The organism is Sulfurospirillum sp. UCH001 (assembly GCF_001548035.1).
In the GTDB taxonomy this organism is placed as follows: domain Bacteria; phylum Campylobacterota; class Campylobacteria; order Campylobacterales; family Sulfurospirillaceae; genus Sulfurospirillum.
Genome location: NZ_AP014723.1, coordinates 390,274 through 413,414 on the forward strand (window position 1 = coordinate 390,274; position 23,141 = coordinate 413,414).

Below are 23,141 nucleotides of genomic sequence, written 5' to 3' on the forward strand. Positions count from 1 at the left end.
TTTGCTTGCAAATGTGCATGTAAAAAGGAGTTGCTATGGACAACAGACTATTTCAAATCGACCCATATGCAGGCATTAGCTATGGACTCTATAATTCGCTTAAAGGTGAAAAAGGGAGTTTTGAAGACTTTTTGCTTCATTATGATTCGACAGGTGCAAACAACGATGACAGCTCATGGCTTACAAAACTGATTAAAGAAGATACAACCAGTGCTCTTAGCTCCCCAGAAGTTTGGGAAGCGATGAATACACTGGGCATCAATGGCGTGGATCTCTTTAGTGGGGTCAATTCATCTGATTTTTTTGATACTCAAGTCAGTGCATTAAAGATGCAACTGATGGAAGCTTTTAGCAAACGATCTGATTATAAAGAGATGAAACCACTCCTTGAACAGTTGATGAGCTAACGACAGACATATGTAACAATATCGAACTCAGCGGTACCAATCGTAGGTTGGTACCATTGGGTTGGCGTTCCTTGAATATCTTTTACGGAACGTGTACTACTTCCTACTTGTCTTATATAGCGAGAAGGGCAATTGACTTCTGCTTTAATATACATGATGGTATCAAAACTCTGACGTCTTAATGTAATGGTACTGAGTGTTGCTTGACGTCCTTCTTCCAAAACATAGTACTTATAAATATCTTTATAGGCTGTTCGTGGTATCTCGATTTCTTGAGATTTACTGACACCATAGGTATTGAGTGCCAAGATAGCACCAAAAATAATGAATAATTTTTTTATGATAAACATATATTCTCCTTTGTCGATCTTGTTTTCATTGTAGCAAAAGCTAACTCAATGTGCCATTAGCAAATACACCTTAAGTGATTAAAGCATGAGAATTTCATAATTTATTCATCTTTAGGGTACAATACTTGAGCACAGTGTCATAAGTTTGTATAAAGGGCTTTGCATGGGACATAGCGTGGGAAAAGAGCAAGAGCAAAAAGAGAAGATCAAGCTTTTATCGCGTGAACTTCGTATGGTGCAAAAAAATCTTGTAGAACAGTTTTATACAGACCCTCTTACGCGCCTTCCAAATCTTTATAAATTGCGACATGATCTCGAAGAGCTAAGCGAATTTACACTCATTATTGCCAATATCGATAATTTTAAACTTCTAAATGATTTTTACGGTTTTGTTGTAGGTGATTTTATCTTAGAGTCATTTGCCAAAACACTTAAAATTGAGCTTCAAGAGGTTGCGGTTTACCGTATTGCTGGCGATGAATTTGCCATTTTGTTGCATGAAAGAATGAGCTTTTATCTACTGAAAAATTATCTTACACATCTTTCAAAACAGTTGACACATCTTAGATATGCCTATGCTCAAACGGAGATTTATGTGGACTGCACACTCTCATCCAGTGCGAGTTTTTCAAATGACGATATTTTCTCTAAAGTGAGCATGGCGCTTAAGTACGCTAAAAAAGAGCAGTTGAAGTTTTGGATCTATGAAGATACAATGAACTTTTCACAAGAGTATGAGAGCAACCTCAAGTATGCGACAAAAGTGCGCAAAGCCATTGTAGATTATTCGGGTATTGTGCCGTATTTTCAGCCGATTATCGACAATGCCAGCAATGAAATTATCAAATTTGAAGCGCTTTCGCGTCTTGTCGATGAAGAGGGTGTCATTCATTCTCCACACAATTTTATACCCATTGCAAAGATGATAAAAGTGTATGACAAGATTACAATGACGATCATCGACAAAAGCTTTAAAGTCTTCGAGACACACCCTTATGACTTTAGTATCAACCTCTCTTTTGAAGATATCATTAACCAAGAGATATACGATTTTATTATCCGAAAACTCCGTGATTCCAATATGGGACATCGTGTTACCTTTGAGCTTTTAGAGTCTGAAAAAGTCAATGACTTTAACAAAGTTGTTCATTTTTTCAATGAGATAAAACGCTATGGCGCTAAAGTAGCGATAGATGACTTTGGAAGTGGTTTTTCCAACTTCTCTTATATCATTAAACTCAATCCTGATTTTATCAAGATTGATGGAAGCCTTATCAAAGACATTGACAAAGATAAAAACGCGCAGATCGTTGTTGAAACGATTGTAAACTTTTCTAAGAAACTGGGCATCAAAACCGTTGCGGAGTTTGTCCACTCCAGTACCGTACTTTCTACGGTTAAACAGCTTGGCATTGACTATTCGCAAGGCTATTTTATCGATATGCCTTCGCCTCAAATTGTGACCTAAGAACTTTAGGCGACAACGTCGGTATCCCACAAGATACTCACACCGTATTCCGGATCAGGGATGACGTACTTGAAGTACTCGCTTGTCCCTTTTCGTCCATGTAATCTGACCGCAATTTGCCCCTCTTTTAACAGTTGTTTCATCTCATACTCGCTCAAACTTCGTTTGTTCCAGCGTAAAAAAGCGTTGGAATAAACCCGAAAACGACATGAGGCATCGCTACTAAAAACATAGTCATCGTTGATGTCACGCTCTTTTTTGGCATGTTCACAGCTGTAAAGATTCACTTTTTGCCCTCGAATGGTAAGTTTCTGGGCTATAACACTACCACCGCAAAACGGACACTTGCCAAGAATCATCACACACCTCAGTTTTGATTTATGAGGGTATGGTAGCAAAGTGGGAAAAGAGGGGTTGAAAATATTTCAGAATGAAAGAAAATAAATTATTGACAAGAAGAGAGATTTTATAAAAACCTCTCCACAAATCTATCCAAGCCTTCATCATTCATAGCGCCCGATACACGCTCAATCTCTTGTCCATCTTTAAAGACAATGAGTGTAGGAATAGAGCGAATTTTAAAGCGAGAAGCAAGGAATTGTTCTGCTTCAGTATCGACTTTAGCGAACAACACACGAAGAGGGTAGGCACGTGCTGCCTGCTCGAAGATAGGTGCAAACATTTTACACGGTCCACACCAAGGTGCCCAAAAATCGACGATAACAGGAACATCTGTACTCTCTAGTACTGCTTCAAGATTGTCACTTGTAAGTGCTACAGGATGGGGATCAAGCAAAGAAGCTTTACATTTTCCACAGTTGGCTTTTTTATAAACTTCTAGTTTTGGAACATTATTGGTTGCAAGGCAAGAGGGACAAATAACTTTCATAGCTTATCCTTTCGTCGCATAATCTTTAAGTGCTTGAAGAATTTTGGGTTCTAACTCCCACTCTTTACCATCAACTGACATGACAGACTCTCGTTTGATGCCATCAACTGAGCCTTTGCTGACGATGAAGGCGAGGTATTTTTCAACTTCTTCAAAACGGGGTAACACTTCTATATGCAAAACACGTTCAAGTTCTGCGATGAACCCATACCCACCCCAATTAGAGACGGAAGCAATCATGGGGTAGTCACAAGGAATGACACAGTAGTCATAAAAAAGCTCTTTATTTTTAAGGACTTCCGCAAAGCTTCCCATGCCTACTTCATTGCCACCATCGCCTATGCCAAAACTAGGAGCGATTTGGCTTCCCTTTTTAAAGAGTTCATCCACAGGTGCTGTAAACTCTTTGATATCAACGCCTCTGGCGTTTAGATAACGCCCTTCAGCATTTTGACCGCAGCGCTCAATGGAAAGATGACAAATGGGTTTGTAGGTATTTAAAATCATAGAGCTCTCTTCATTGCTTAAGCCTTCAAGCGGAATGTAGAGCGTTTTAATATCTGGAAAATAGTCATCACAAAAATGATCGGTAATAATAACAGGCATGTAGCCCAATTTTTCAAATGCTTTCGCTAAAAAATAAGCACCCAATGGACCATCGGTTTCGGCAAAACCTGCAACATAAAAGCCTGTATAAATGAAAACAACACCTTTTTCGAGTTTTAGAAAAGCATTGACAGCTTTTTTGGTATGTTCATTGGGAAAATGTGCTTGAATTTTGTCCATATTGCGCGTAGAGTGTTGGAGAACGATCTCTTCGATAGTATGAAAATTGCTCATGAAAGCCTTTGCATATAAAAAGTTAACAGGAAAAATTGTATCTAAAATTTGATACAATTTAACCAAAAAAAGGGATTAAAATGTCTCCAAAAGAGTTACGCGCTAAAATTGCCAAGGGCGAATTTACAAGACCAACAGCGGGTGAATGCCCAGGGTATATTCAGATGAACATGGTAGCTTTGCCAAGAGAATATGCAGAGCGTTTTGAAGCATTTGCCAATGAAAACTCTAAAGCCATTCCTGTTCTTGAAGTGATTTCCAAAGGACATCATTCCCAAATCTTAGCACCCGGTGCTGACATTTTAAATGAGATACCAAAATACAATATTTTACGTGATGGTGTATTGGTGGAGACAGTTACAGACATCACACCATATTATACCCCTGATTTGGTCTTCTTTTTGATTGGCTGTAGCTTCTCATTTGAAACAGCACTCATTGAAAATGGTATGCCACTTCGTCATGTCGATCAACAAAAAAATGTTGCGATGTATCGAACAAACATCAAACTTAAACCTGTTGGCGGATTTGAAGGCGAAATGGTTGTAAGTATGCGCCCGATTAAAAAAGAAAAAGTTGCTGATGCATGTGTGGTTACCAGTCATTTTCCGAGGATGCACGGTTCACCGATACAAGTGGGTTATCCTGAGATGATTGGTATTCATGATGTTGCTCATCCTGATTATGGTGATGCGATAGAGATCAAAAATGATGAAATACCGTTATTCTGGCCATGTGGCGTAACACCTCAAAATGTCATCACCAGTATGAAACTTCCTTTTGCAATCACTCATGCACCAGGACATATGTTCGTCACCGATAAAAAAGATAGCGAATACTACGAATAAGACTACTGTACAAACGCTTCTTGAATAGGCTTAAATCGGTATGTTTTAAGTACTTCAGGAAGCTTCTTCTCCATCATCGCAATTCCCTGAGGCTCATTTTTATTACCATGAATGAGGATAATACTTCCTTTTTGAATAGGCTCATTTTTAGCAATCCACGCATTTGCACCAAGAGGAATTAAAAAATACGTTTCTCTAAGTTCTCTCATAAGCTTTTCATCTGCAACTAACCCTGGAAAACGAAAGAAAACAGAAGGTGTAATCCCTTCTTCTAAAAGCGTTTTTTCTAATCCTAAAATTTCTGTTTTTGTATCAGTGTTTTGATGTAACATAAAATTTTTGCGTTCAGGAAGTTTAGGGTCATAAAAATGAGTGTGCGTATGATTAATCCATGTAATCTCTAAAAGAGGATTTTTTACAAGGGCCTCAAATTCTTTTGGGTGATGTTCTTTCCACGCGGAACTAAGTGCAATAGCAATAGGTGTTTTTCCATTTTGCTTGGTTAATTTTTCTATAAAATCGCTTTCATACCCTTTTTTACTGGATGGACAAAGATCCATGCTAAGATAAATCGCTTTATCATTTGCCGTGATACCTTGTGTTGCTCCGCCTTTTATATAAGTAGATGTAGCAGCACTCAATTGTTTTGCAAATGGAGTTTTAGAAAAATTCTCATCTAAAGGCATTAATTTTAAAGGATCAAGTGAACGTACTTTGGTTTGGAGCGTTTGTGTATTGGTTGTGAGATAAAATGTTACACCACTGAGCTCAAAACGACGAGAAATGAGAAAAAGGGTGTCGTTTTCTTGATACTGTTTTGTGAAGATTTCATACTGTTTAATATGCTCAATTGCAGACAATGGAAGCCAACATAAGAGTAAAGAAAAAATTAGTCGTAACATGCATACTCCTTTTACAAGAATTTTAGCTCTTTTTTGAAAAAATATGATTATAATTTCGCAAAATATTGTCTAATGGCGGTGTTTGAGTTTTCAAACGGATTTTAAGGCTGTAAGGCCTAAAGAAATAATGAGAATGAGAGAATGACGGTCAACGAAGCAGTTTTAGAGATGCGTTATAGTGGGATCCCTGAAGAAGATATTGAGGAGATTCTTGAAATTTGCAAGAAAAAAGGACTCAGTCCTCAAAATATCGACAAAGAGCTTGAAAGCAGAGGCTTAGATAAGGTTTTTGAGTTTGAGTACGATGCAAGTGAGAGTTGGTTTGAAAGTGGGGCTGCAAGTAGCGCTCCTGCACACAAAGCACCAAGCAAACAGGGCTTAGAAAAGGAAAAAAAGTAGATGGCAAAACAAATTAGACAAATTATTGAAGAGTATTATGAAACCATTTGGAATGAGCAAAAACTCGATCAAGCTCATCATTTTTTACATTCTGCCATTACCTTTAGAGGTTCTTTAGGTATGCGCGTTGAAGGTATCAATGGTTTCAATGACTATGCCAAAATGCTTTTTAGTGCGTTTTCAAATCTTTACCACGTAATTGAAGATGTTGTCGTTGAAGGTGATAAAGCAGCAGTAAGACTGGTTTACTCAGGAATGCATACAGGTAAACTGTTTGGCTTTGATCCAACAGGCAATCGTATTCGCTATTCTGGTGCATGTTTTTTTAAATTTGAAGATGACAAAATTGTTGATGCATGGGTTCTAGGTGACCTTAATGCACTCTACGGACAACTTAACGTCGCTGATCACCATTAATTTTTGCTTCTTTATAAGCCATCATAGAGTGTACGATTAAGGTCGTAACAATGATGGCTCCCCCGATGAGTGTATTAAGGTGCGGTTTCTCATCCATTAAAATCCACACCCAAAATGGTGCAAGTACAGGCTCAATAATCGTCAAAAGCGCCACTTCAACAGAAGGTAATACTTTCGTTCCAATACCGATAAATGCTCGTGAAAGCGGTGTGAGTAATGCGCCCATAAAGACAATAATCCAAAGCGAATAACTATCTGGAATAATCATAGGAGCAGTCATCGCTGCTAAAAGAGATGCTATGAGAGCACCCGTTCCAAAACACGCAAGACGGTTAGCCTCTTTATCTCGCTCTAAAACAGACAACATGGATACAAAAGCAAACACACACCCAAAGGCGTAAAGATTGCCTTCCATATTGCCAAGTTCTAAGTCATTGAATAAAATAATGGCAAGTCCTATAAACACAAAAAAGATTGCGCCAAAAGTACGCTGTGGTGTTTTTTGTTTAAAAAAGATAAAAGCGATCATAGCACTAACTAGTGGTCCCGTACTTAAGATAAATACAGCACTCGCAACACTGGTGTGTTTGATAGCTAGAATAAACAAAAGATTGCTCAGTCCTATACAAAGTCCACTCCACAAAATAGAGCTAAGATGATTTTTATAGATGGAAGCGATACTGTTTTTATGCTTTGAGTATAAAGTAAGATTCATTGTCACAAACATACACAAACCAAAGTAAAAGGTAAAATTCTGAGCAGGGACATGCGTCATTTTAATGAGTGGTGATTCAAAACTCATGAGGATCATACCCAGTGTAGTAATACCAAAAGCTTTTGTGTAATTCATAAGACTACTTTGTCTGTTGCTTACGAAAAGTGATATAGAGTTTTTCTATTTTAGCACGTGCCCAAGGGGTCTTTCTAAAAAATTTTAGGCATGAGTTGATACTAGGATTTTCATGAAAGCAGTTCATGTGCATCATCTCATCAAGTTTTTCCCAGCCATAGTGCGCTTGCAGTTCCGTGACGAGCTTTTCAAGCGTGATGCCATGCAGAGGATTGTTTTTGTTTTCGTTGTTATTCATGTATTCCTCAAGATTTAGGGTAAGGATTTCTCCTTACCTTTTATAAATTTAATTATTGCGCTCTACGCTTAAGCCCGCGTAACTTTGAACGGTTGGCATAATTTCAATACGATTGACATTGACGTGTGCTGGAAGTTCTGCTAAAGAGAAGATAGCATTGGCAATGTCTTCTTTTGAAAGAGGTGTAGTGTTTTTATACACAGCGTCTGCTTTTTCTTTATCGCCTTTAAAACGCACATCAGAAAATTCTGTGAGTGAAAAACCAGGTTCAATGTTGGTAACACGAACATGTGTGCCTTTAAGATCTGTTCTGAGGTTGAGTGAAAACTGTTTGACAAAGGCTTTTGTCGCACCATACACATTGCCACCTTCATAAGGCCAACTACCAGCGGTTGAACCAATGTTGAAAATATATCCTGTTTTACGTTCAACCATAACAGGAAGTACCGCTTTTGTAACATAGAGTAATCCTTTGATGTTGGTATCGATCATACGCTCCCAATCATCTAAACTTGCTTCATTCGCATGCTCTAATCCTAAAGCAAGACCAGCATTATTGACCAAAATATCGATATTTTTATACTCTTTTGGCAGGGATGCAATAGCGTTAAATACCTCTTCCTTTTGGGTAACATCAAAACAAAGGGGGAAGATATCGCATGTGGATAAGCGTGCTTTGAGAGCATTTAAACGCTCTTTACGACGACCTGTGACAATGACTTTATAACCAGCTTTGGCAAATTTCTCAGCAGTAGCTTCTCCAAAACCCGAAGTAGCACCTGTAATTAAGACGATTTTTGACATGTCGATCCTTTGGTTGTAATTTGCATGATTATAGCGTTTTAAGGTATAATGATACCTTTGGTAACGTCATTAAAAATAGTCTCCATTGGACGAAATACTAAAATTAGCCTTAAAATAGCCATTTTAAAGCACTAATTTCAACTTTCTGTATTTTTTGTCTAAAATTTCACCACTTTTTTTTGAAAACTTTTTCCAAAAATATACTACTATTTCCTTATGAAATAAAAAGTACTACTTTTAGTATTCTTAAAATTTACTAAGGTGAACGACGTGGCAAAACAGAAATTTGGCAGAGAAATCATTCAGAGTGTGATTGAAAAGAATAAAACCAAAAAACGTGAAATTGCACAACTGACCATTAAAATTGACGCAAAACTCGACATCGCCCTTAGTAAACTTTCAACAGCGTTAAATATCTCTAAAAATAGACTCATTGAAGATATCCTAAAAGAGAGTGGTATCATACAAGAAGTTGAGGAAAATTACTATGAGTAAATTTCCTACACAAAGCAGTGTGATTGAAGCAACGCTAGAAGGAATGAGTCAAGCACAAAAAAACTTTTTGTTTTGGACAAACAACCGACTTTCTCTCTCTGCAGGGCCTCAAAAAATTCTCTCCATACATGTGGCACAAGCATTAAGTTTGATTGAAAATGCTCCTGAAGTATTTATTGATGCGACGGTATCTGATATTTTACGCTGTTCATTGCCTAACCGTAAAGCGTTTAAAACCTATATGGAAAAAAATGCACTCTCGCAAGATGTCTTTAGCATCACGTTGGATGAGCGTTTTCCACATCAAAATCACAATGATTCTATCTCAAGAGTAATTATCACCCTAAAAAATGGGGTCTGTAATGCTAAAGCAGAATACAGTTATGAGATAGAGCGGTTGTGTAAGATGTTACATAGAAAAGTCGAAGAGTCTTCTACGCTTGATTATGGTATTTTTGCTTTTTATGCGGATCTTTCTACTTCTGCACGCAAGAAATTGGTTAAACGCCTTCCTGATGTCATAGCAAGTTTTGATGAGGTAGTCAGTCATTTTCCATCTCTAAAAGCATCTTTTGTGCAGACGCCAGTACAACACGTAATTGATGTGGGTGAGTGGATGGCTGGATGTTATGTGATAGAGCCAAAATAAAACTCAGCCAAATACTTTCAGATATCAAAGTATTGGACTGAGTTTTAAAATTTATAAAGGAGTGAGAATGAAGAAAATGTTTCCAAAATTGACTGCTTCTTTAGCAGTATGTTCTGTGCTTGTAAGTACAAGCATCGCAGCTGATGTGATTAAAATTGGTGTGCAAGCACCAATTACTGGGCAGTATGCCAATGAAGGTCAAAGCATTGATAATGGTGTTAAACTCATCGTTGATCAGTACAATGCTAAAGGTGGCGTTTTAGGTAAAAAAATCGAAGTTGTCACATGTGATGACCAAGGTACAGCGCAACAAGCAGCAATTTGTGCAAAAAAACTTGTCAATGAAGGTGTAAAAGCCGTTATTGGTTCTTACACATCAGGTGCAACGGAAGCAGCGCAAACAACGTACTTTAGAGCAGGTGTCCTTCAAACCAGCGATGGTACAAGTGACTCTTTGATCGCGCACAAATACTGGACATTTTTTAGAAATTCATTCCCGAACAGTGCGGAAGCAGACTATACAGCAAAATATTTTGTAGAGGGTAAACAGTACAAAAAAATCGTTATTCTCTCTGATTATTCAAGCTATTCTACAGACTTAGCGGATGCTACGGTAAAAGCACTTAAAGCAAAAAATGCCAACATCATTTATGAAGGCAAAATCAAGTCTGGTACTCAGAACTTTACAGCAACACTCACAAAAATCAAGTCAATGGAACCAGATGTTATCTACTTTAGCGGCTACTACACTGATGGTGGATTACTACGTGCACAACAGCTTCAACTTGGCATCAAAGCAGACTTTGTTGGTGGCGACTCTAACGACAATCCTGATTATATGAAACTAGCAGGCGATAGCGCTAAAGGAACACTTCTTATCAACGTACCAACGCCAGACATCCTTCCGTATGATATTGCTAAAACATTCCTAGTAGACTACAAAGCAAAATTCAACGCGATGCCAGCGTCTATTTGGTCACTGATGAACGTAGATGGCTTGCGTGCCATTTTACATGTAATGGAACAAACCAAGTCTGAAGATACGAAAGTGATTGCGGAAGGCTTACATAAACTCAAAGATTTCCCAGGTATTACAGGTCCTGTTACCTTTAGAGAAGATGGTGAGCGTATTGGTGGTGGCTATATGACGTATGAAGTTCAAGCGGATAAAAGCTATAAGATTGTTTACCAATAAGCATTTTGCTGATACACTTTCAGCCCGCATTGCCAAGGATGAGTTTCATCTTTGGCATGCAATTACATTAGGATAAGGTTATCTTATGGATATTTTCTTACAACAAATGGTCAATGGCCTTACCATCGGGAGTCTTTATGCACTGGTTGCATTAGGCTATACAATGGTGTATGGTGTTATGCGACTGATTAACTTTGCACACGGTGATCTCGTTGCGTTTTCAGCGTTTATTGGCTTAAGTGTTTATGCCCAAATCTTCGGAGAGAGTGTGACTTCATTGATTGCAGTCATTACAGTTTTTGTATTTACTGCTGCCATCGTTGCTGTTGTGGGTGTACTTCTTGAGCGCCTAGCGTATAGACCTTTACGAACTGCACCACGCCTTAGTGCTGTTGTTTCAGCACTTGGAGCAGGGTTGGTCATTCAAAACTCGGTGATGCTGATTTGGGGTCCTAATATGAAAATCTTCCCTTCCAACCTTTTCCCTGCAACCATTTGGGAAATAGGGGGTATTGTTATTACCTTTACTCAAGTAATGATTTTGGGGCTTTCATCGGTGTTGATGGTAGGACTTTACTTTTTCATTCATCAAACCAAAATTGGAACAGCCATTCGTGCCGTTGCTATTGATCAAGACGCGGCAAAACTCATGGGCATTAATGTCAATCGCATCATTATGATTATCTTCATCATAGGCTCTTCACTAGGTGCCGTGGCAGGACTTTTCATTGGAACATACTATCGTGGTGTTACATTTGATATGGGATGGATGTACGGACTTAATGCCTTTGTTGCAGCAATTATGGGTGGTATCGGTAATATTCCAGGTGCGATGTTAGGAGGCCTTCTTTTAGGGCTTTTCAATGCAATGATTACAGGGTACATCTCCACACAATGGGCAGAAACGTTTACGTTTGTGCTTCTCATTGCAATTTTAGTCTTTAGACCAACGGGTATTCTTGGCGAAACCGTAGCGGAGAAAGTATGATGAATAAAACCAGTATGATAGCGATAGCACTACTCGTTTTTATGGGGCTTTATCCACTTTTTGTGGACTCTGCATGGTTAGCGGTTGGTACAACATTTTTGGTCTTCTCTGTGGTTGCTCTCTCTCAAGACATTATCTTAGGGCGAGCGGGTGTATTTCACATGGGACATGCGATGTTCTTTGGTTTGGGTGCATATACGACAGCCATTTTAAATGTACATTTTGGTCTTCCTATTTTAGCAACATGGGCGCCTGCTGTGTTGGTTCCTATGCTGGTTGCGTTTATCATGGTAGCTCCGATTATTCACTTAAGAGGTGACTATTTATTGGTTGCAACGATTGGTTTTAACATCATCTTTATTCAAGTACTTGAAAATGACATCTTTGGTTTAACAGGAGGACCGAACGGTCTTTTTGGTATCGATGTTGTACGTGTTCTTGGATTTGACTTTAATTCGCAAACACATATGTACTACATGGCGTTTATTCTTCTAGGTATTACGCTGTTTATTATGCGTAACTTGGACAAAAGCAAATTTGGTCGCGCGATGTTTTACATTCACAAAGATGAAATTGCAGCACAAAGTATGGGTATCAATGTACGTTATTTTAAACTCTATGCGTTTATCTTAGGTGCAGGTATAGCAGGTGCTGCTGGAAGTATGTTTTCCGTTCAGTACTCAGCGGTGAGCCCAGAAGCATTTAACGTAACACAGTCGATTATGTTTTTTACCATTGTTTTAGTAGGTGGTTCTGCATCTCTTCCCGGTGTTTTAATTGGAACATTTGTGATGTTCGTATTGCCTGAGATGTTTAGAGAGTTTGAAACAGCACGTTATTTGGTCTTTGGTGTTGCCATGATCTTAACGATGATTTTACGCCCTCGTGGTATTTGGCCTGTTAAATTTGGCAATATCCCTGATTTCCTTAAAAAGGGGGTAAAATGAGCGAATATATCTTAGAGATTAGCCATGTGAGCAAATATTTTCAAGGACTTATTGCCATTAACGACCTTTCAATGAAAGTTAAAAAAGGGCAGATATACGGCATTATCGGACCAAATGGTGCGGGTAAAACGACTTTGTTTAACTGTATTACCGGCATTTATCGCCCTGAAATTGGACAGATTTTGTGGAAAGGTCAAGATATTAAAGGTATTAGCCCGTATAAAATTGCGGAACTTGGTATTTTAAGAACCTTTCAAACCATTCGTCTTTTTGCGGAGATGAGTGTAGCTGAAAACATTATGTCGGGTCGTCACATCAAGTCGAAACAACGTTGGTATAACGGTGTGATTCCAACGCCTGCGTATTACAGAGATGAAAAAGCGAACTGGGAAAAAGTGGGCGAATTGATGGAGTTTTTCAATCTCACTGAGTATGCGACTATTCCAGCTGGAGATCTCTCCTATGGTATTCAAAGACGTATAGAGATGGCGCGAGCACTTGCTGCTGAGCCTGAACTGCTTATTTTGGATGAACCTGCTGCAGGACTCAATGAAAATGAGACCTTAGAGCTCACACAAACGATTCGAAAAATCCAAGAGATGGGTGTGACCATCATGATGATTGAGCACGATATGGAGATGGTTATGAGTTTGACAGAATACATCACCGTCATTAATTTTGGTGCAAAAATTAGCGAAGGAATTCCTTCGCATGTACAAGACGACCCTGTTGTTATCGAGGCGTATATTGGAAGTGATGAGGATGATAGTGATGAGTGAAAAATTACTAGAAGTAAAAGGCTTACACGTCAATTACGGTGCCATTGAGGCAATTAAAGGCATTGACCTTTATGTCAATAAAGGGGAAGTCGTCACCATCCTTGGAGCGAACGGTGCAGGCAAAACAACAACACTTCGTACTATCAGCGGGCTTTTAAAAGCAAGTGCAGGAAATATAGTATTTGATGGTAAAGAGATTGCACACATTCCTGCTCATGAGATCGTCTCTCTTGGCATGAGTCACTCTCCTGAGGGACGTCGTGTTTTTGGAACACTCAGTGTTGAAGAAAATCTCATGATGGGTGCGTACAGTTTGAAAAAGTATGATGCTTCAACGCTTAATTGGATTTATGAAATTTTACCTCGCTTACATGAGCGTAAAAAGCAGTTAGCAGGAACGCTTAGTGGTGGTGAACAGCAGATGTTAGCCATTGGAAGAGCAATTATGAGTAAACCAAAGCTGTTGATCTTAGATGAGCCAAGTCTAGGGCTTGCACCTGTTTTAGTCAAAGTGATTTTTAAAGCAATTAAAGAGATTAGTAAAAGTGGCGTAACCGTTCTTTTGGTAGAGCAAAATGCAAAAGCAGCTCTAAAGCTTGCCAATCGTGGTTATGTGTTGGAGTTAGGGAAAATAACACACAGTGGAAGCAGCGAAGAATTATTAAATTCTGAGATGATTCAAGAGGCATATTTGGGTAAGAAAAAGTAAGGTTTCATGTAAGACCGCCTGTAGTTTGCAGGCGGCTTTTTTTTGCCCAATTTTCATATGAAGTAAAACGTACTACTTTTAGTACTACAAAAGGAGAAATAATGCAAGCAAATGCTGAAGTGATTCAAAGAGCCATTACCCTCGCCGAAATATGGCAAAACAGAGCCAGTGAATTGGTGAGTGATTTTGATAGAAAGTTCCATATTAAAATGAATAAGATGCTTAGCAATCCGAAAGATAAAGTCTTTTTGATTGAATTGATGGACCAAAGTTTTAGAAGTAAAAACCCTACGCGTGTTGCAAATCAGATTGAGTATCTTTTTGCAAAATACGAAATGGCTTCATTTTTCACAACAGCGGAGCGTTTTTTAGTCTTTTTATTTTTAAATGCAGGTGTTTATTTACCTCAAATTTCGATTCCACTTTTTGTAAGCAACATACGGGAAGACACAAAAACGGTTGTACTTAAAGGTGAAGATGAACCCTTTAATGCACATCTTGTCAAACGAAAAAATGAAGGAACAAGAGTTAACATTAACCTCATTGGTGAAGTCGTTCTTGGAGAAGAAGAGGCGGAAGAGCGCATTGAAAAGTATCTAAAAGTACTTGAAAACCCAAATGTAGATTATATTTCCATCAAAATCTCTACACTTTTTTCTCAAATCAATGCTTTAGCGTATGAAGAGACGGTTGCAGAATTGGTCAAGCGTTTGAGCCGTATCTATGCGCAAGCTAAAAAGTACAGTTTCACCAATGCGAAAGGCGAAAAAGAGAACAAATTTATCAATCTTGATATGGAAGAGTACCGTGATTTAGCGCTGACGTTTAGTGCTTTCACCCAAACGCTAGATCTTCCTGAGTTTCAAGATTTTCGTGCGGGAATTGTACTTCAAGCTTATTTACCAGACTCACACTTATGGCAACAAAAGTTAGTTGAATGGGCGAAAAAACGTGTTGAAAATGGCGGTGTTCCGATTAAGATGCGTCTTGTTAAAGGTGCCAATATGGAGATGGAAGAAACTGAAGCAGGACTTCGCCACTGGGAAATGGTTACCTTTACACAAAAAATTGACACCGATAGCAACTATAAAGTCATGGGTGAATTTGCTTTGCGCCCTGAAAATGCAAAGTATGTCAATATCGGCATGGCATCACACAATCTTTTTGAATTGGCGTATGGCTATGAGCTTTCCAAAGAGTATGGAACAACAGAGTTTTTTAGTATGGAGATGCTAGAAGGTATGAGCGAATCTGCGCGATTAGCAATTAAGCAGATCAGCGGTGAAGTGATCTTATATGCACCGATTGCTAAAAAAGAGCAGTTTACGAATGCCATTGCTTACTTGGTAAGACGTCTTGATGAAAATACGGGTGTGGAGAACTTTATTCGCTACTCCTTCGGGTTAAAAGTAGGAACACCTGCATGGGAAACTCAAAAACAAAAATTCATTGACTCTTTTGAAAATGCTAAACATATTTTTATAGGCTCAAAACGCAAACAAAACAGACTTACAGAGCAGTGGGAGCATTACGAAGGTGGTAGTTTCTTTAGCGGTAAATACCATGGAGAAGCAGACACAGACTTTATCTTGCCAGCCAATAAAGAGTGGGCAAAAGAGATTCGTACAAAATGGAAGAAAAAAGCTGCTGAAACACTTGAAATTGCACCTGTCGTTGTGGGTGGGGAGGTGTTCGTTGAGCGTGAAGTGAAAGAAGTCATTGATAAATCACAACTAAAAGAGGGCGTAATGTGTGGTAAATACGCACTAGCGACCAAAGAAGATTTAGAGCGTGCTGTCGAGATAGCTGCAGAAGATAAAGATGGTTGGAGAACGCTCAGTGCGAGTGAACGCCAAAAAATTCTTTGTCAGGTTGCCAATCAGGTGCGTTTAAAAAGAGCTGATCTTATCGGTGTCGCTGCAGCAGAAGTAGGAAAAGTATTTAGCGAAACCGATGTAGAGGTCAGTGAAGCTATCGACTTTTTGGAATTCTATGGTCACAGTGCACGTTATTTTGATAACTACAAAAACCTAAGCGCAAAAGGCAAAGGTGTGGGTGTGGTAACACCTCCGTGGAACTTCCCAATAGCCATCCCTACAGGCGGCATCAGTGCAGCTTTAGCGGCAGGTAACTGTGTTATTATCAAACCAGCTAGTGTTGCTGCTTTATGTGCGTATGAGTTATGTAAATGTTTTTGGGATGCAGGGGTGAGTAAAAATACTCTTCAATTTGTTCCGTGTTCTGGAAGTTTAGCAGGTGAGTATTTAGTAAAAAATGAGAAGGTTGACTTTGTCATTTTAACAGGTGGTGAGGAAACGGCTTATAAAATGTTAGAAAGCCGTCCAAATCTCTTTTTAAGTGCGGAAACAGGCGGTAAAGATGCGACCATTGTAACAGCGATGAGCGATCGTGATCAAGCCATTAAAAATGTTATTCATTCCGCATTTTCCAATAGTGGTCAAAAATGTTCTGCAACGTCGCTTTTAGTTTTAGAAGAAGAGGTTTACAATGACCCTCACTTTAAAAAAGGACTTATTGATGCGGCAAAAAGCTTGCATGTAGGCTCTGTATGGGATTTTACGAATCGTCTTGGAACTCTTGCAAATCCTGTGAGTGGTGCACTCAAACATGCCCTTGAAAATCTAGAATCTGGTGAGAGTTGGGCATTGGCACCTTCGTATGTAGATGGCAATGAATACATGTTAAGGCCATGCATTAAATGGGGTGTTAAAGAGGGAAGCTTCTGCCATATGAACGAACTTTTTGGTCCAGTACTTTCCGTCATGTGTGCTAAAGATTTGAAGCACGCTATTGAGATCGTGAATGCGACAGGTTATGGACTGACTTCTGGTATAGAATCGTTAGATGAGCGTGAAGTGGCATATTGGAGAAAACACCTTAAAGCAGGAAATCTCTACATCAATCGTGGAACCACAGGTGCTATTGTTCTTCGTCAGCCTTTTGGTGGGCTAGGCAAATCAGCGGTAGGAACAGGACGAAAAGCAGGTATTCACAACTATATTACACAGTTTATGGATATTGTGGATGTGGCAGAGCCATCTATTAAGCACTCTGTGCAACATTCGTTTATTCATCTCATTCATGGCTGGGTTGATAGTTCCCATAAGGGTGCGCATGCAGGATTTAAAGCAGATTTTGACAAACTTTCTTTAGCTGTGGGAAGTTATCTTGAAAATTATGCCGAAACCTTTAGTCAAGAAAAAGATTTCGTGAAAGTAAGAGGCGAGGATAATCTTTTCAAATATCTTCCTTTATCGAAAATAGCACTTCGCATTACCAAAGACGATGGACTTTTTGATGTCATGAGCCGTGTTATGGCTGCACGTATTGCTCAAACTTCTCTACATATCAGTATCGAGCTTAGCGCTGAAAGCAACGTTATCTCTTTCTTATATGAAAACCAAGGAGTCTTGTTAGGCAAAAATGATACGATTGAGCGTGAAGATGAAGCAACATTTGTGAAATGTTTTGAAAGTGTTGATAAAATCTTCTATGCCAATGAAACACTTATCACGCCATTTGTATATGAAGCAGCTTCAAAGAAAGCAAAATGCATTGTAAGAAGTAAGCCTTTGATGGAAGGACGTGTTGAACTACTTCATTTCTTTAATGAGCAGTGTATTTCACACAGTTATCATCGTTATGGCAATCTTGGCGCACGTGGGATTAAAAAATAGATGGAAGAAGGAAGGGGTAGACATACCCCTTCGCACGATTATTTGAGCTTTTCGATAATGGTTTGATTAAGTTCGATAATCTCTTTATTTTTAGCGATATTTTCTTTATTCTTTTCGATATTTTGTTTGTTTTTAGTAATCTCTTCACGGTTAAGCTCGATAAGCCTTGTGAGTTCATCTACTCTTCGTTCGTACTTATTGATGAGATAATAAATTACGTAAACCAGTACACCAATGACAATCCATTGTAAAACGTCCATGAGCCTTTCCTTTATTCAAATTTGATGACATTGTACCCTTTTAATGCAAATCAATCAATAATAGCAAAGACATATTCTCGTTTGAGTTTTTGGGTGATAATTTCATGAATGTGAAGACCTTTAAAATGAATTTCACCCAGTTCTTTTTCATCATGAGGTTGATGAATTGCAATTTGACGCAAAACTTCACCGCGATATGCTTTAGCAAAATGACTTACAACTTTTCCATTTTTCAGGAATTTCATGGTGACATAAGGACGTTTTAGCGTATAAAATTTTTCATAAAAGCCAGCACGTAAGTCAAGAACACTTTCATTACCTATCCATGCATCAATCGCATCACTAAAATGTTCTTTATAAAACGACTCTGTTTTAAATCCATCTAAACTCTCTCCTTGTTGTAGTTTATACTCAGGGATGAGATCGCCTGCTAAGAGAGGGCCAAAAAGATTCGAGAAGATCATGGTATGATTTTCTAGATAAGTTTGAGCATTTTGATCGAGCGAAGCAAAATCCAGATGATCGTAGGCAATGCCACTGTAGCGAAGAATTGCTTTACACGTGGATGCATTGAAAATATTGCGTGTAGCATAAAGAAGTATTTTTTCTTCATCCTTAATGCCAAAAAGTATTTGTAGTTTTTCTATATTTTTTGTATCTAGAAGAGATTGATAGTGTTTTAAAACGATATGGCGTTTTTCATATGAATATGGAAACACTAAGCTCTTTTCTTCTAGGACACCGTGTGTTTTTAGTGCACTTTTGGTCTCACTTGGAGAAAATAAAATCTTCATAATAACCCTTTGTTTACAAATATAGACGAACATTTTAGCAAATCTTTAAATAAATCTGCGAAAAAGTATTGACTTTGGAAATCTTTTGAGATATAATTTCACCTCACAATCAAGGGTGCTGGTGTAGCTCAGTCGGTAGAGCAACTGCCTTGTAAGCAGTAGGTCGGCGGTTCGATTCCGTTCACCAGCTCCATTTTTGTTTGTGAAAGACAGTGTTTGACCAGCAATGAAAAATGGAAAAATACGGTGAGATACTCAAGTGGCCAACGAGGGCAGACTGTAAATCTGCTGACTATGTCTTCGAAGGTTCGAATCCTTCTCTCACCACCATTGCGGGAGTAGCTCAGTTGGCTAGAGCATTAGCCTTCCAAGCTGGGGGTCGCGGGTTCGAGTCCCGTCTCCCGCTCCAAGATTTTATAAGCAAACTGGGAGCTGTTGAATTTCTTCTGCTTTAGGGCGCTACAGAACAAGTTCAGTAGTCTTACCTTCCTTTCTTAATAAAATCAAAATCATTAATTGTTGTTGTTCGGTACAATTTGGTCCACCCTTTTGTAGTCGGCTCATATGGCTCAGGGGTAGAGCACTTCCTTGGTAAGGAAGAGGTCGAGGGTTCAAGTCCCTCTATGAGCTCCATCACTTAAAAAGTTTTAAATAACTTTGACAAATTAAAATGTATTAAAAAACAAACTCATTACGGAGGAAAAAATGGCAAAAGAAAAGTTCTCTAGAACCAAGCCACACGTTAACATTGGAACCATCGGTCACGTTGATCATGGTAAAACTACGCTTACAGCTGCAATCTCAGCAGTTTTAGCGACAAAAGGTCTTTGTGAGTTTAAAGATTATGATGGTATTGATAACGCTCCTGAAGAGAGAGAGCGTGGTATTACTATTGCAACTTCACACATTGAGTATGAAACAGACAACCGTCACTACGCTCACGTAGACTGTCCAGGCCACGCCGACTATGTTAAAAACATGATTACTGGTGCTGCTCAAATGGATGGCGCGATTCTTGTTGTTTCAGCTGCAGATGGTCCTATGCCACAAACTCGTGAGCACATTCTTCTTTCTCGCCAAGTAGGTGTTCCTTACATCGTTGTTTTCATGAACAAAGCTGATATGGTTGATGATGAAGAACTTCTTGAGCTTGTTGAAATGGAAATCCGTGAACTTCTTTCTGTTTATGACTTCCCAGGTGATGATACTCCAATCGTTTCTGGTTCAGCTCTTAAAGCACTTGAAGAAGCAAAAGCTGGTACAGTTGGACCATGGGGTCAAAAAATTCTTGATCTTATGGCAGCAGTAGACGCTTATATTCCAGTTCCACAACGTGAAACTGAAAAAGATTTCTTGATGCCAATCGAAGACGTATTCTCAATCTCAGGTCGTGGTACAGTTGTTACTGGTAAGATCGAGAGAGGTGCAGTTAAAATTGGTGAGACTATCGAAATCGTAGGTATCAAAGATACTAAAACTACAACTGTTACTGGTGTTGAAATGTTCCGTAAAGAGATGGAGCGTGGTGAGGCTGGTGATAACTGTGGTATCTTATTACGTGGTATCAAAAAAGAAGAAGTTGAGCGTGGTATGGTTCTTTGTAAGCCAAAATCAATCACTCCACACACTGACTTTGAAGCTGAGATCTATGTTCTTTCAAAAGAAGAGGGTGGTAGACATACTCCATTCTTTAATAACTATAGACCACAATTCTATGTACGTACAACAGACGTAACAGGTTCTATCACATTACCAGAAGGTACTGAGATGGTTATGCCTGGTGATAACGTTAAGATTAAAGTAGCACTTATTGCACCTATCGCTCTTGAAGAAGGTACACGTTTTGCAATCCGTGAGGGTGGTAGAACTGTTGGTGCGGGTGTTGTTTCTACAATCATCAAGTAATTTTAATGTGTAAGGGGAGTTTCCCCTTACATGTAATGAAAGTTAAGGAAATATTATGACCGTTAAAATCGGACTTAAGTGTTCTGAATGTGGTGACATTAATTACACAACAACAAAAAACAGCAAGACAAATACTGAAAAAGTTGAACTTAGCAAGTATTGTCCAAGATTGAAAAAACACACTGTTCACAAAGAAGTGAAATTAAAAAGTTAAGTCCCTTAAAAGACTTAACTTACATGCAGGGTAGTAGCTCCAACGGTAGAGCGTCGGTCTCCAAAACCGCAGGTTGGGGGTTCGAGTCCCTCCTACCCTGCCACTAGTCGAGGTAACACAATGGAAAAATTAAGAGCTTATTATCATCATTCTAAAGCTGAATTGTCAAAGGTTATCTTCCCAATTAAAGAACAGATTAGAAACGCATTCATATCTGTTTTTGTCGTTGTAACCGTGATTTCGCTCTTTTTAGCGCTGATTGATGCTGTTATGTCTTTTTCTTTATCTTCATTAATTTAAGGATAAGAAATGGCACATAGATGGTATGCAATTCAAACCTATGCAGGTAGCGAACAAGCAGTTAAAAAAGGAATTATTAATCTTGTCAACGATCATGGTATCGCTGAAAAGTTAGAGCAAATTGTTGTTCCAACCGAAGATGTAATTGAAGTTAAGAATGGTAAAAAGAAGATTAGTGAGCGAAGTCTCTATCCTGGTTATGCATTTGCAAAATTGGATTTAGATACAGCACTTTGGCATCTTATCCAATCATTGCCTAAAGTCGGAAGATTCATTGGTGAGTCTAAAAAACCAACACCTTTGAGTGAAAAAGACATTGCATTGATCTTGGAGAAAGCTGAGAAAAAAGGTGCGCCAAAACCAAAAATCTTTTTTGAGAACGGTGAAAGTGTTAGGATTACAGAAGGTCCTTTCGCAAACTTCACAGGTTCTGTTGAAGAGTATGATATGGTACATGGCAAACTCACACTCAATGTTTCAATCTTTGGTAGAAGTACCCCAGTTGAGATTCTCTATTCTCAAGTTGAAAAAATAGTCTAAGCGTAAAGGAAAAGAAATGGCAAAAAAAGTCATTGGCGAAATTAAATTGCAGATTGAAGCTGCTAAAGCAAACCCATCACCTCCAGTTGGTCCAGCACTTGGTCAACGTGGTGTTAATATTATGGAATTTTGTAAAGCATTTAATGAAAGAACAAAAGATATGGCAGGTTTTAGAATTCCTGTTGTTATCACTGTTTATGCTGACAAAAGTTTTACATTTGTTACAAAACAACCGCCTGCAACTGATCTTATCAAAAAAGCAGCTGGTCTTAAAAGTGGTTCAAGCAACCCTCTAAAAAATAAAGTAGGAACACTTAGCAAAGCTCAAATACTTGAGATTGTCGAGAAAAAAATCGCTGACCTTAACACAACAGATAAAGAAGCAGCTGCAAGAATTATTGCAGGAAGTGCAAGAAGTATCGGTATTAACGTCGTCGATTGATGATAACCCTTTACCGCCAGGGTCTATAAAGGCGGAAGCAAAATTATGCGGAGATAAATAATGGCAAAAAAAGTAAATAAAAGATTTCAAGAACTTTTGAAAAAAGTTGATAAAGAAAAAAAATATTCTGTTGATGAGGCACTTGCTAATATTAAAAACTTAGCGTCTGCAAAATTTGATGAGACAATCGAAGTAGCACTTAAACTTAACGTTGATCCAAGACATGCTGATCAAATGGTAAGAGGTTCTGTTGTTCTTCCAGCGGGTACTGGTAAGACAGTTCGTGTTGCTGTTATTGCAAAAGACGAGAAAGCAGATGAAGCGAAAGCTGCTGGTGCTGATATCGTTGGTAGCGATGATTTGATTGAAGAAATTCAAGCTGGCCGTATCAACTTTGATGTATTAATTGCAACACCTAACATGATGGGTTTAGTAGGTAAAGTTGGTCGTATTCTTGGACCAAAAGGTATTATGCCAAATCCAAAAACAGGTACTGTAACAATGGACGTTGCAAAAGCTGTTGAGAATAACAAAGGTGGCCAAGTGAATTTCCGTGTTGACAAACAAGGAAATATTCATGCTGGTATTGGTAAAATTAGCTTCACATCTGAGCAAATTAGAGAAAACTTTGAAGCATTTATCAAAGCAATTAACAAACATAAACCTGCTGCTGCAAAAGGTAAATATATTAAAAGTGCCGCTGTGTCACTCACAATGAGCCCGTCTATGAACCTTGAAAATCAAGAATTAATCGACCTTAGATAATTATTGAATCACTCATCAAAATTGATGAGTGGTTTTGCCTTCGTGAAAA

Annotated in this window: 29 protein-coding genes and 5 tRNA genes; 24 read left to right on the forward strand and 10 right to left on the reverse strand. The window is 38.6% G+C overall.

Annotation, left to right across the window (positions count from 1 at the left end; translation table 11 throughout):
- Nucleotides 1–35 precede the first annotated feature (35 nt).
- The gene (locus UCH001_RS01985) at nucleotides 36–407 is read left to right on the forward strand and encodes a hypothetical protein (protein WP_067173663.1); all 372 of its coding nucleotides are present in this window, start codon (nucleotides 36–38) and stop codon (nucleotides 405–407) included.
- Here UCH001_RS01985 and UCH001_RS01990 read toward each other — a convergent pair.
- The gene (locus UCH001_RS01990; protein ID WP_067173666.1) at nucleotides 404–757 is read right to left on the reverse strand and encodes a hypothetical protein; all 354 of its coding nucleotides are present in this window, start codon (nucleotides 755–757) and stop codon (nucleotides 404–406) included. The genes UCH001_RS01985 and UCH001_RS01990 overlap by 4 nt on opposite strands.
- Before the next feature lie 163 nt (nucleotides 758–920).
- Between UCH001_RS01990 and UCH001_RS01995 the strand changes: the two genes are divergently transcribed.
- Complete coding sequence (locus UCH001_RS01995) at nucleotides 921–2,225, forward strand: EAL domain-containing protein (protein WP_067173669.1); 1,305 nt, start codon at nucleotides 921–923, stop codon at nucleotides 2,223–2,225.
- Nucleotides 2,226–2,230: 5 nt separating this feature from the next.
- Here UCH001_RS01995 and UCH001_RS02000 read toward each other — a convergent pair whose 3' ends face one another.
- The 3 genes from UCH001_RS02000 to UCH001_RS02010 form a co-directional block, all read right to left on the reverse strand.
- Nucleotides 2,231–2,584, reverse strand: coding sequence for a hypothetical protein (locus UCH001_RS02000; protein ID WP_067173673.1), 354 nt, complete (start codon nucleotides 2,582–2,584; stop codon nucleotides 2,231–2,233).
- 107 nt (nucleotides 2,585–2,691) lie between these two features.
- Nucleotides 2,692–3,114: a thioredoxin TrxC gene (gene trxC, locus UCH001_RS02005; protein ID WP_067173678.1), complete on the reverse strand. Its 423-nt coding sequence runs from the start codon at nucleotides 3,112–3,114 to the stop codon at nucleotides 2,692–2,694.
- A gap of 3 nt (nucleotides 3,115–3,117) precedes the next feature.
- Nucleotides 3,118–3,954 (reverse strand): DUF4392 domain-containing protein, encoded by an 837-nt coding sequence (locus UCH001_RS02010; protein WP_067173680.1) that lies wholly within the window; start codon nucleotides 3,952–3,954, stop codon nucleotides 3,118–3,120.
- 80 nt (nucleotides 3,955–4,034) lie between these two features.
- Between UCH001_RS02010 and UCH001_RS02015 the strand changes: the two genes are divergently transcribed.
- The gene (locus UCH001_RS02015; RefSeq protein ID WP_067173683.1) at nucleotides 4,035–4,802 is read left to right on the forward strand and encodes a putative hydro-lyase; all 768 of its coding nucleotides are present in this window, start codon (nucleotides 4,035–4,037) and stop codon (nucleotides 4,800–4,802) included.
- Between the two features lie 2 nt (nucleotides 4,803–4,804).
- Here the strand turns inward: UCH001_RS02015 and UCH001_RS02020 are convergent, their stop codons facing one another.
- Nucleotides 4,805–5,704 carry a polysaccharide deacetylase family protein gene (locus UCH001_RS02020; RefSeq protein WP_067173687.1) on the reverse strand — a complete coding sequence of 300 codons (900 nt, stop codon included), beginning with the start codon at nucleotides 5,702–5,704 and terminating at the stop codon, nucleotides 4,805–4,807.
- 141 nt (nucleotides 5,705–5,845) lie between these two features.
- On the opposite strand from UCH001_RS02020, the gene UCH001_RS02025 reads away from it, so the two are divergent.
- Together UCH001_RS02025 and UCH001_RS02030 are read left to right on the forward strand one after the other, a co-directional pair.
- A complete protein-coding gene (locus UCH001_RS02025) occupies nucleotides 5,846–6,103 on the forward strand; it encodes a hypothetical protein (RefSeq protein WP_067173690.1) in 258 nt (85 codons plus the stop codon).
- The gene (locus UCH001_RS02030; RefSeq protein WP_067173693.1) at nucleotides 6,104–6,520 is read left to right on the forward strand and encodes an ester cyclase; all 417 of its coding nucleotides are present in this window, start codon (nucleotides 6,104–6,106) and stop codon (nucleotides 6,518–6,520) included.
- Here the strand turns inward: UCH001_RS02030 and UCH001_RS02035 are convergent.
- Genes UCH001_RS02035 through UCH001_RS02045 form a run of 3 tightly spaced genes read right to left on the reverse strand, consistent with a single transcriptional unit; the run spans nucleotide 6,498 to nucleotide 8,412 of the window.
- A complete protein-coding gene (locus tag UCH001_RS02035) occupies nucleotides 6,498–7,370 on the reverse strand; it encodes a DMT family transporter (RefSeq protein WP_067173695.1) in 873 nt (290 codons plus the stop codon). The two genes, UCH001_RS02030 and UCH001_RS02035, sit on opposite strands and share 23 nt — an antisense overlap.
- A gap of 4 nt (nucleotides 7,371–7,374) precedes the next feature.
- The gene (locus UCH001_RS02040; protein WP_067173697.1) at nucleotides 7,375–7,608 is read right to left on the reverse strand and encodes a VF530 family DNA-binding protein; all 234 of its coding nucleotides are present in this window, start codon (nucleotides 7,606–7,608) and stop codon (nucleotides 7,375–7,377) included.
- Nucleotides 7,609–7,656: 48 nt separating this feature from the next.
- Nucleotides 7,657–8,412, reverse strand: a complete 756-nt coding sequence (locus tag UCH001_RS02045; RefSeq protein ID WP_067173700.1) for an SDR family oxidoreductase — start codon at nucleotides 8,410–8,412, stop codon at nucleotides 7,657–7,659.
- Nucleotides 8,413–8,682: 270 nt separating this feature from the next.
- On the opposite strand from UCH001_RS02045, the gene UCH001_RS02050 reads away from it, so the two are divergent.
- The 8 genes from UCH001_RS02050 (at nucleotide 8,683) to UCH001_RS02085 (ending at nucleotide 17,872) form a co-directional block, all read left to right on the forward strand.
- A complete protein-coding gene (locus UCH001_RS02050; RefSeq protein ID WP_067173703.1) occupies nucleotides 8,683–8,907 on the forward strand; it encodes a hypothetical protein in 225 nt (74 codons plus the stop codon).
- The gene (locus tag UCH001_RS02055) at nucleotides 8,900–9,556 is read left to right on the forward strand and encodes a hypothetical protein (protein WP_067173706.1); all 657 of its coding nucleotides are present in this window, start codon (nucleotides 8,900–8,902) and stop codon (nucleotides 9,554–9,556) included. The genes UCH001_RS02050 and UCH001_RS02055 overlap by 8 nt, the downstream gene beginning before the upstream one ends.
- Before the next feature lie 67 nt (nucleotides 9,557–9,623).
- Nucleotides 9,624–10,751, forward strand: coding sequence for a branched-chain amino acid ABC transporter substrate-binding protein (locus UCH001_RS02060; RefSeq protein ID WP_067173709.1), 1,128 nt, complete (start codon nucleotides 9,624–9,626; stop codon nucleotides 10,749–10,751).
- A gap of 85 nt (nucleotides 10,752–10,836) precedes the next feature.
- Nucleotides 10,837–11,739: a branched-chain amino acid ABC transporter permease gene (locus UCH001_RS02065; RefSeq protein ID WP_067173711.1), complete on the forward strand. Its 903-nt coding sequence runs from the start codon at nucleotides 10,837–10,839 to the stop codon at nucleotides 11,737–11,739.
- A complete protein-coding gene (locus tag UCH001_RS02070; RefSeq protein ID WP_067173714.1) occupies nucleotides 11,736–12,686 on the forward strand; it encodes a branched-chain amino acid ABC transporter permease in 951 nt (316 codons plus the stop codon). Before UCH001_RS02065 ends, UCH001_RS02070 begins: the two co-directional genes overlap by 4 nt.
- On the forward strand, nucleotides 12,683–13,465 hold the full coding sequence (locus tag UCH001_RS02075) for an ABC transporter ATP-binding protein (protein ID WP_067173716.1): 783 nt from the start codon (nucleotides 12,683–12,685) through the stop codon (nucleotides 13,463–13,465). The genes UCH001_RS02070 and UCH001_RS02075 overlap by 4 nt, the downstream gene beginning before the upstream one ends.
- Nucleotides 13,458–14,174, forward strand: coding sequence for an ABC transporter ATP-binding protein (locus UCH001_RS02080; protein ID WP_067173719.1), 717 nt, complete (start codon nucleotides 13,458–13,460; stop codon nucleotides 14,172–14,174). Before UCH001_RS02075 ends, UCH001_RS02080 begins: the two co-directional genes overlap by 8 nt.
- 101 nt (nucleotides 14,175–14,275) lie before the next feature.
- Nucleotides 14,276–17,872, forward strand: a complete 3,597-nt coding sequence (locus UCH001_RS02085; RefSeq protein ID WP_067173720.1) for a bifunctional proline dehydrogenase/L-glutamate gamma-semialdehyde dehydrogenase — start codon at nucleotides 14,276–14,278, stop codon at nucleotides 17,870–17,872.
- A gap of 38 nt (nucleotides 17,873–17,910) precedes the next feature.
- Here UCH001_RS02085 and UCH001_RS02090 read toward each other — a convergent pair whose 3' ends face one another.
- Together UCH001_RS02090 and UCH001_RS02095 are read right to left on the reverse strand one after the other, a co-directional pair.
- Nucleotides 17,911–18,132, reverse strand: coding sequence for a hypothetical protein (locus UCH001_RS02090; RefSeq protein ID WP_067173723.1), 222 nt, complete (start codon nucleotides 18,130–18,132; stop codon nucleotides 17,911–17,913).
- 50 nt (nucleotides 18,133–18,182) lie between these two features.
- Entirely contained in the window at nucleotides 18,183–18,926 is a 744-nt protein-coding gene (locus tag UCH001_RS02095) for a YaaA family protein (RefSeq protein ID WP_067173726.1), read from the reverse strand.
- A gap of 117 nt (nucleotides 18,927–19,043) precedes the next feature.
- On the opposite strand from UCH001_RS02095, the gene UCH001_RS02100 reads away from it, so the two are divergent.
- From UCH001_RS02100 to rplA, 11 genes are all read left to right on the forward strand, one after another.
- A tRNA-Thr gene (locus tag UCH001_RS02100) sits at nucleotides 19,044–19,119 on the forward strand.
- A 52-nt stretch (nucleotides 19,120–19,171) separates the two neighbouring features.
- Nucleotides 19,172–19,256: transfer RNA gene (locus UCH001_RS02105), tRNA-Tyr, on the forward strand.
- Nucleotides 19,257–19,258: 2 nt separating this feature from the next.
- Nucleotides 19,259–19,335 (forward strand) — tRNA-Gly (locus UCH001_RS02110).
- A 149-nt stretch (nucleotides 19,336–19,484) separates the two neighbouring features.
- A tRNA-Thr gene (locus UCH001_RS02115) sits at nucleotides 19,485–19,559 on the forward strand.
- Nucleotides 19,560–19,631: 72 nt separating this feature from the next.
- Nucleotides 19,632–20,831 (forward strand): elongation factor Tu, encoded by a 1,200-nt coding sequence (gene tuf, locus UCH001_RS02120; protein WP_067173730.1) that lies wholly within the window; start codon nucleotides 19,632–19,634, stop codon nucleotides 20,829–20,831.
- A 55-nt stretch (nucleotides 20,832–20,886) separates the two neighbouring features.
- A complete protein-coding gene (rpmG, locus tag UCH001_RS02125) occupies nucleotides 20,887–21,045 on the forward strand; it encodes a 50S ribosomal protein L33 (RefSeq protein WP_039672120.1) in 159 nt (52 codons plus the stop codon).
- 27 nt (nucleotides 21,046–21,072) lie between these two features.
- Nucleotides 21,073–21,148: transfer RNA gene (locus UCH001_RS02130), tRNA-Trp, on the forward strand.
- Between the two features lie 17 nt (nucleotides 21,149–21,165).
- A complete protein-coding gene (gene secE / locus UCH001_RS02135) occupies nucleotides 21,166–21,345 on the forward strand; it encodes a preprotein translocase subunit SecE (protein ID WP_067173733.1) in 180 nt (59 codons plus the stop codon).
- Between the two features lie 9 nt (nucleotides 21,346–21,354).
- A complete protein-coding gene (gene nusG, locus UCH001_RS02140) occupies nucleotides 21,355–21,885 on the forward strand; it encodes a transcription termination/antitermination protein NusG (protein ID WP_067173736.1) in 531 nt (176 codons plus the stop codon).
- A gap of 16 nt (nucleotides 21,886–21,901) precedes the next feature.
- Nucleotides 21,902–22,327: a 50S ribosomal protein L11 gene (rplK, locus tag UCH001_RS02145; RefSeq protein ID WP_067173738.1), complete on the forward strand. Its 426-nt coding sequence runs from the start codon at nucleotides 21,902–21,904 to the stop codon at nucleotides 22,325–22,327.
- A gap of 60 nt (nucleotides 22,328–22,387) precedes the next feature.
- Complete coding sequence (rplA, locus tag UCH001_RS02150) at nucleotides 22,388–23,092, forward strand: 50S ribosomal protein L1 (RefSeq protein ID WP_067173741.1); 705 nt, start codon at nucleotides 22,388–22,390, stop codon at nucleotides 23,090–23,092.
- Nucleotides 23,093–23,141 lie beyond the last annotated feature (49 nt).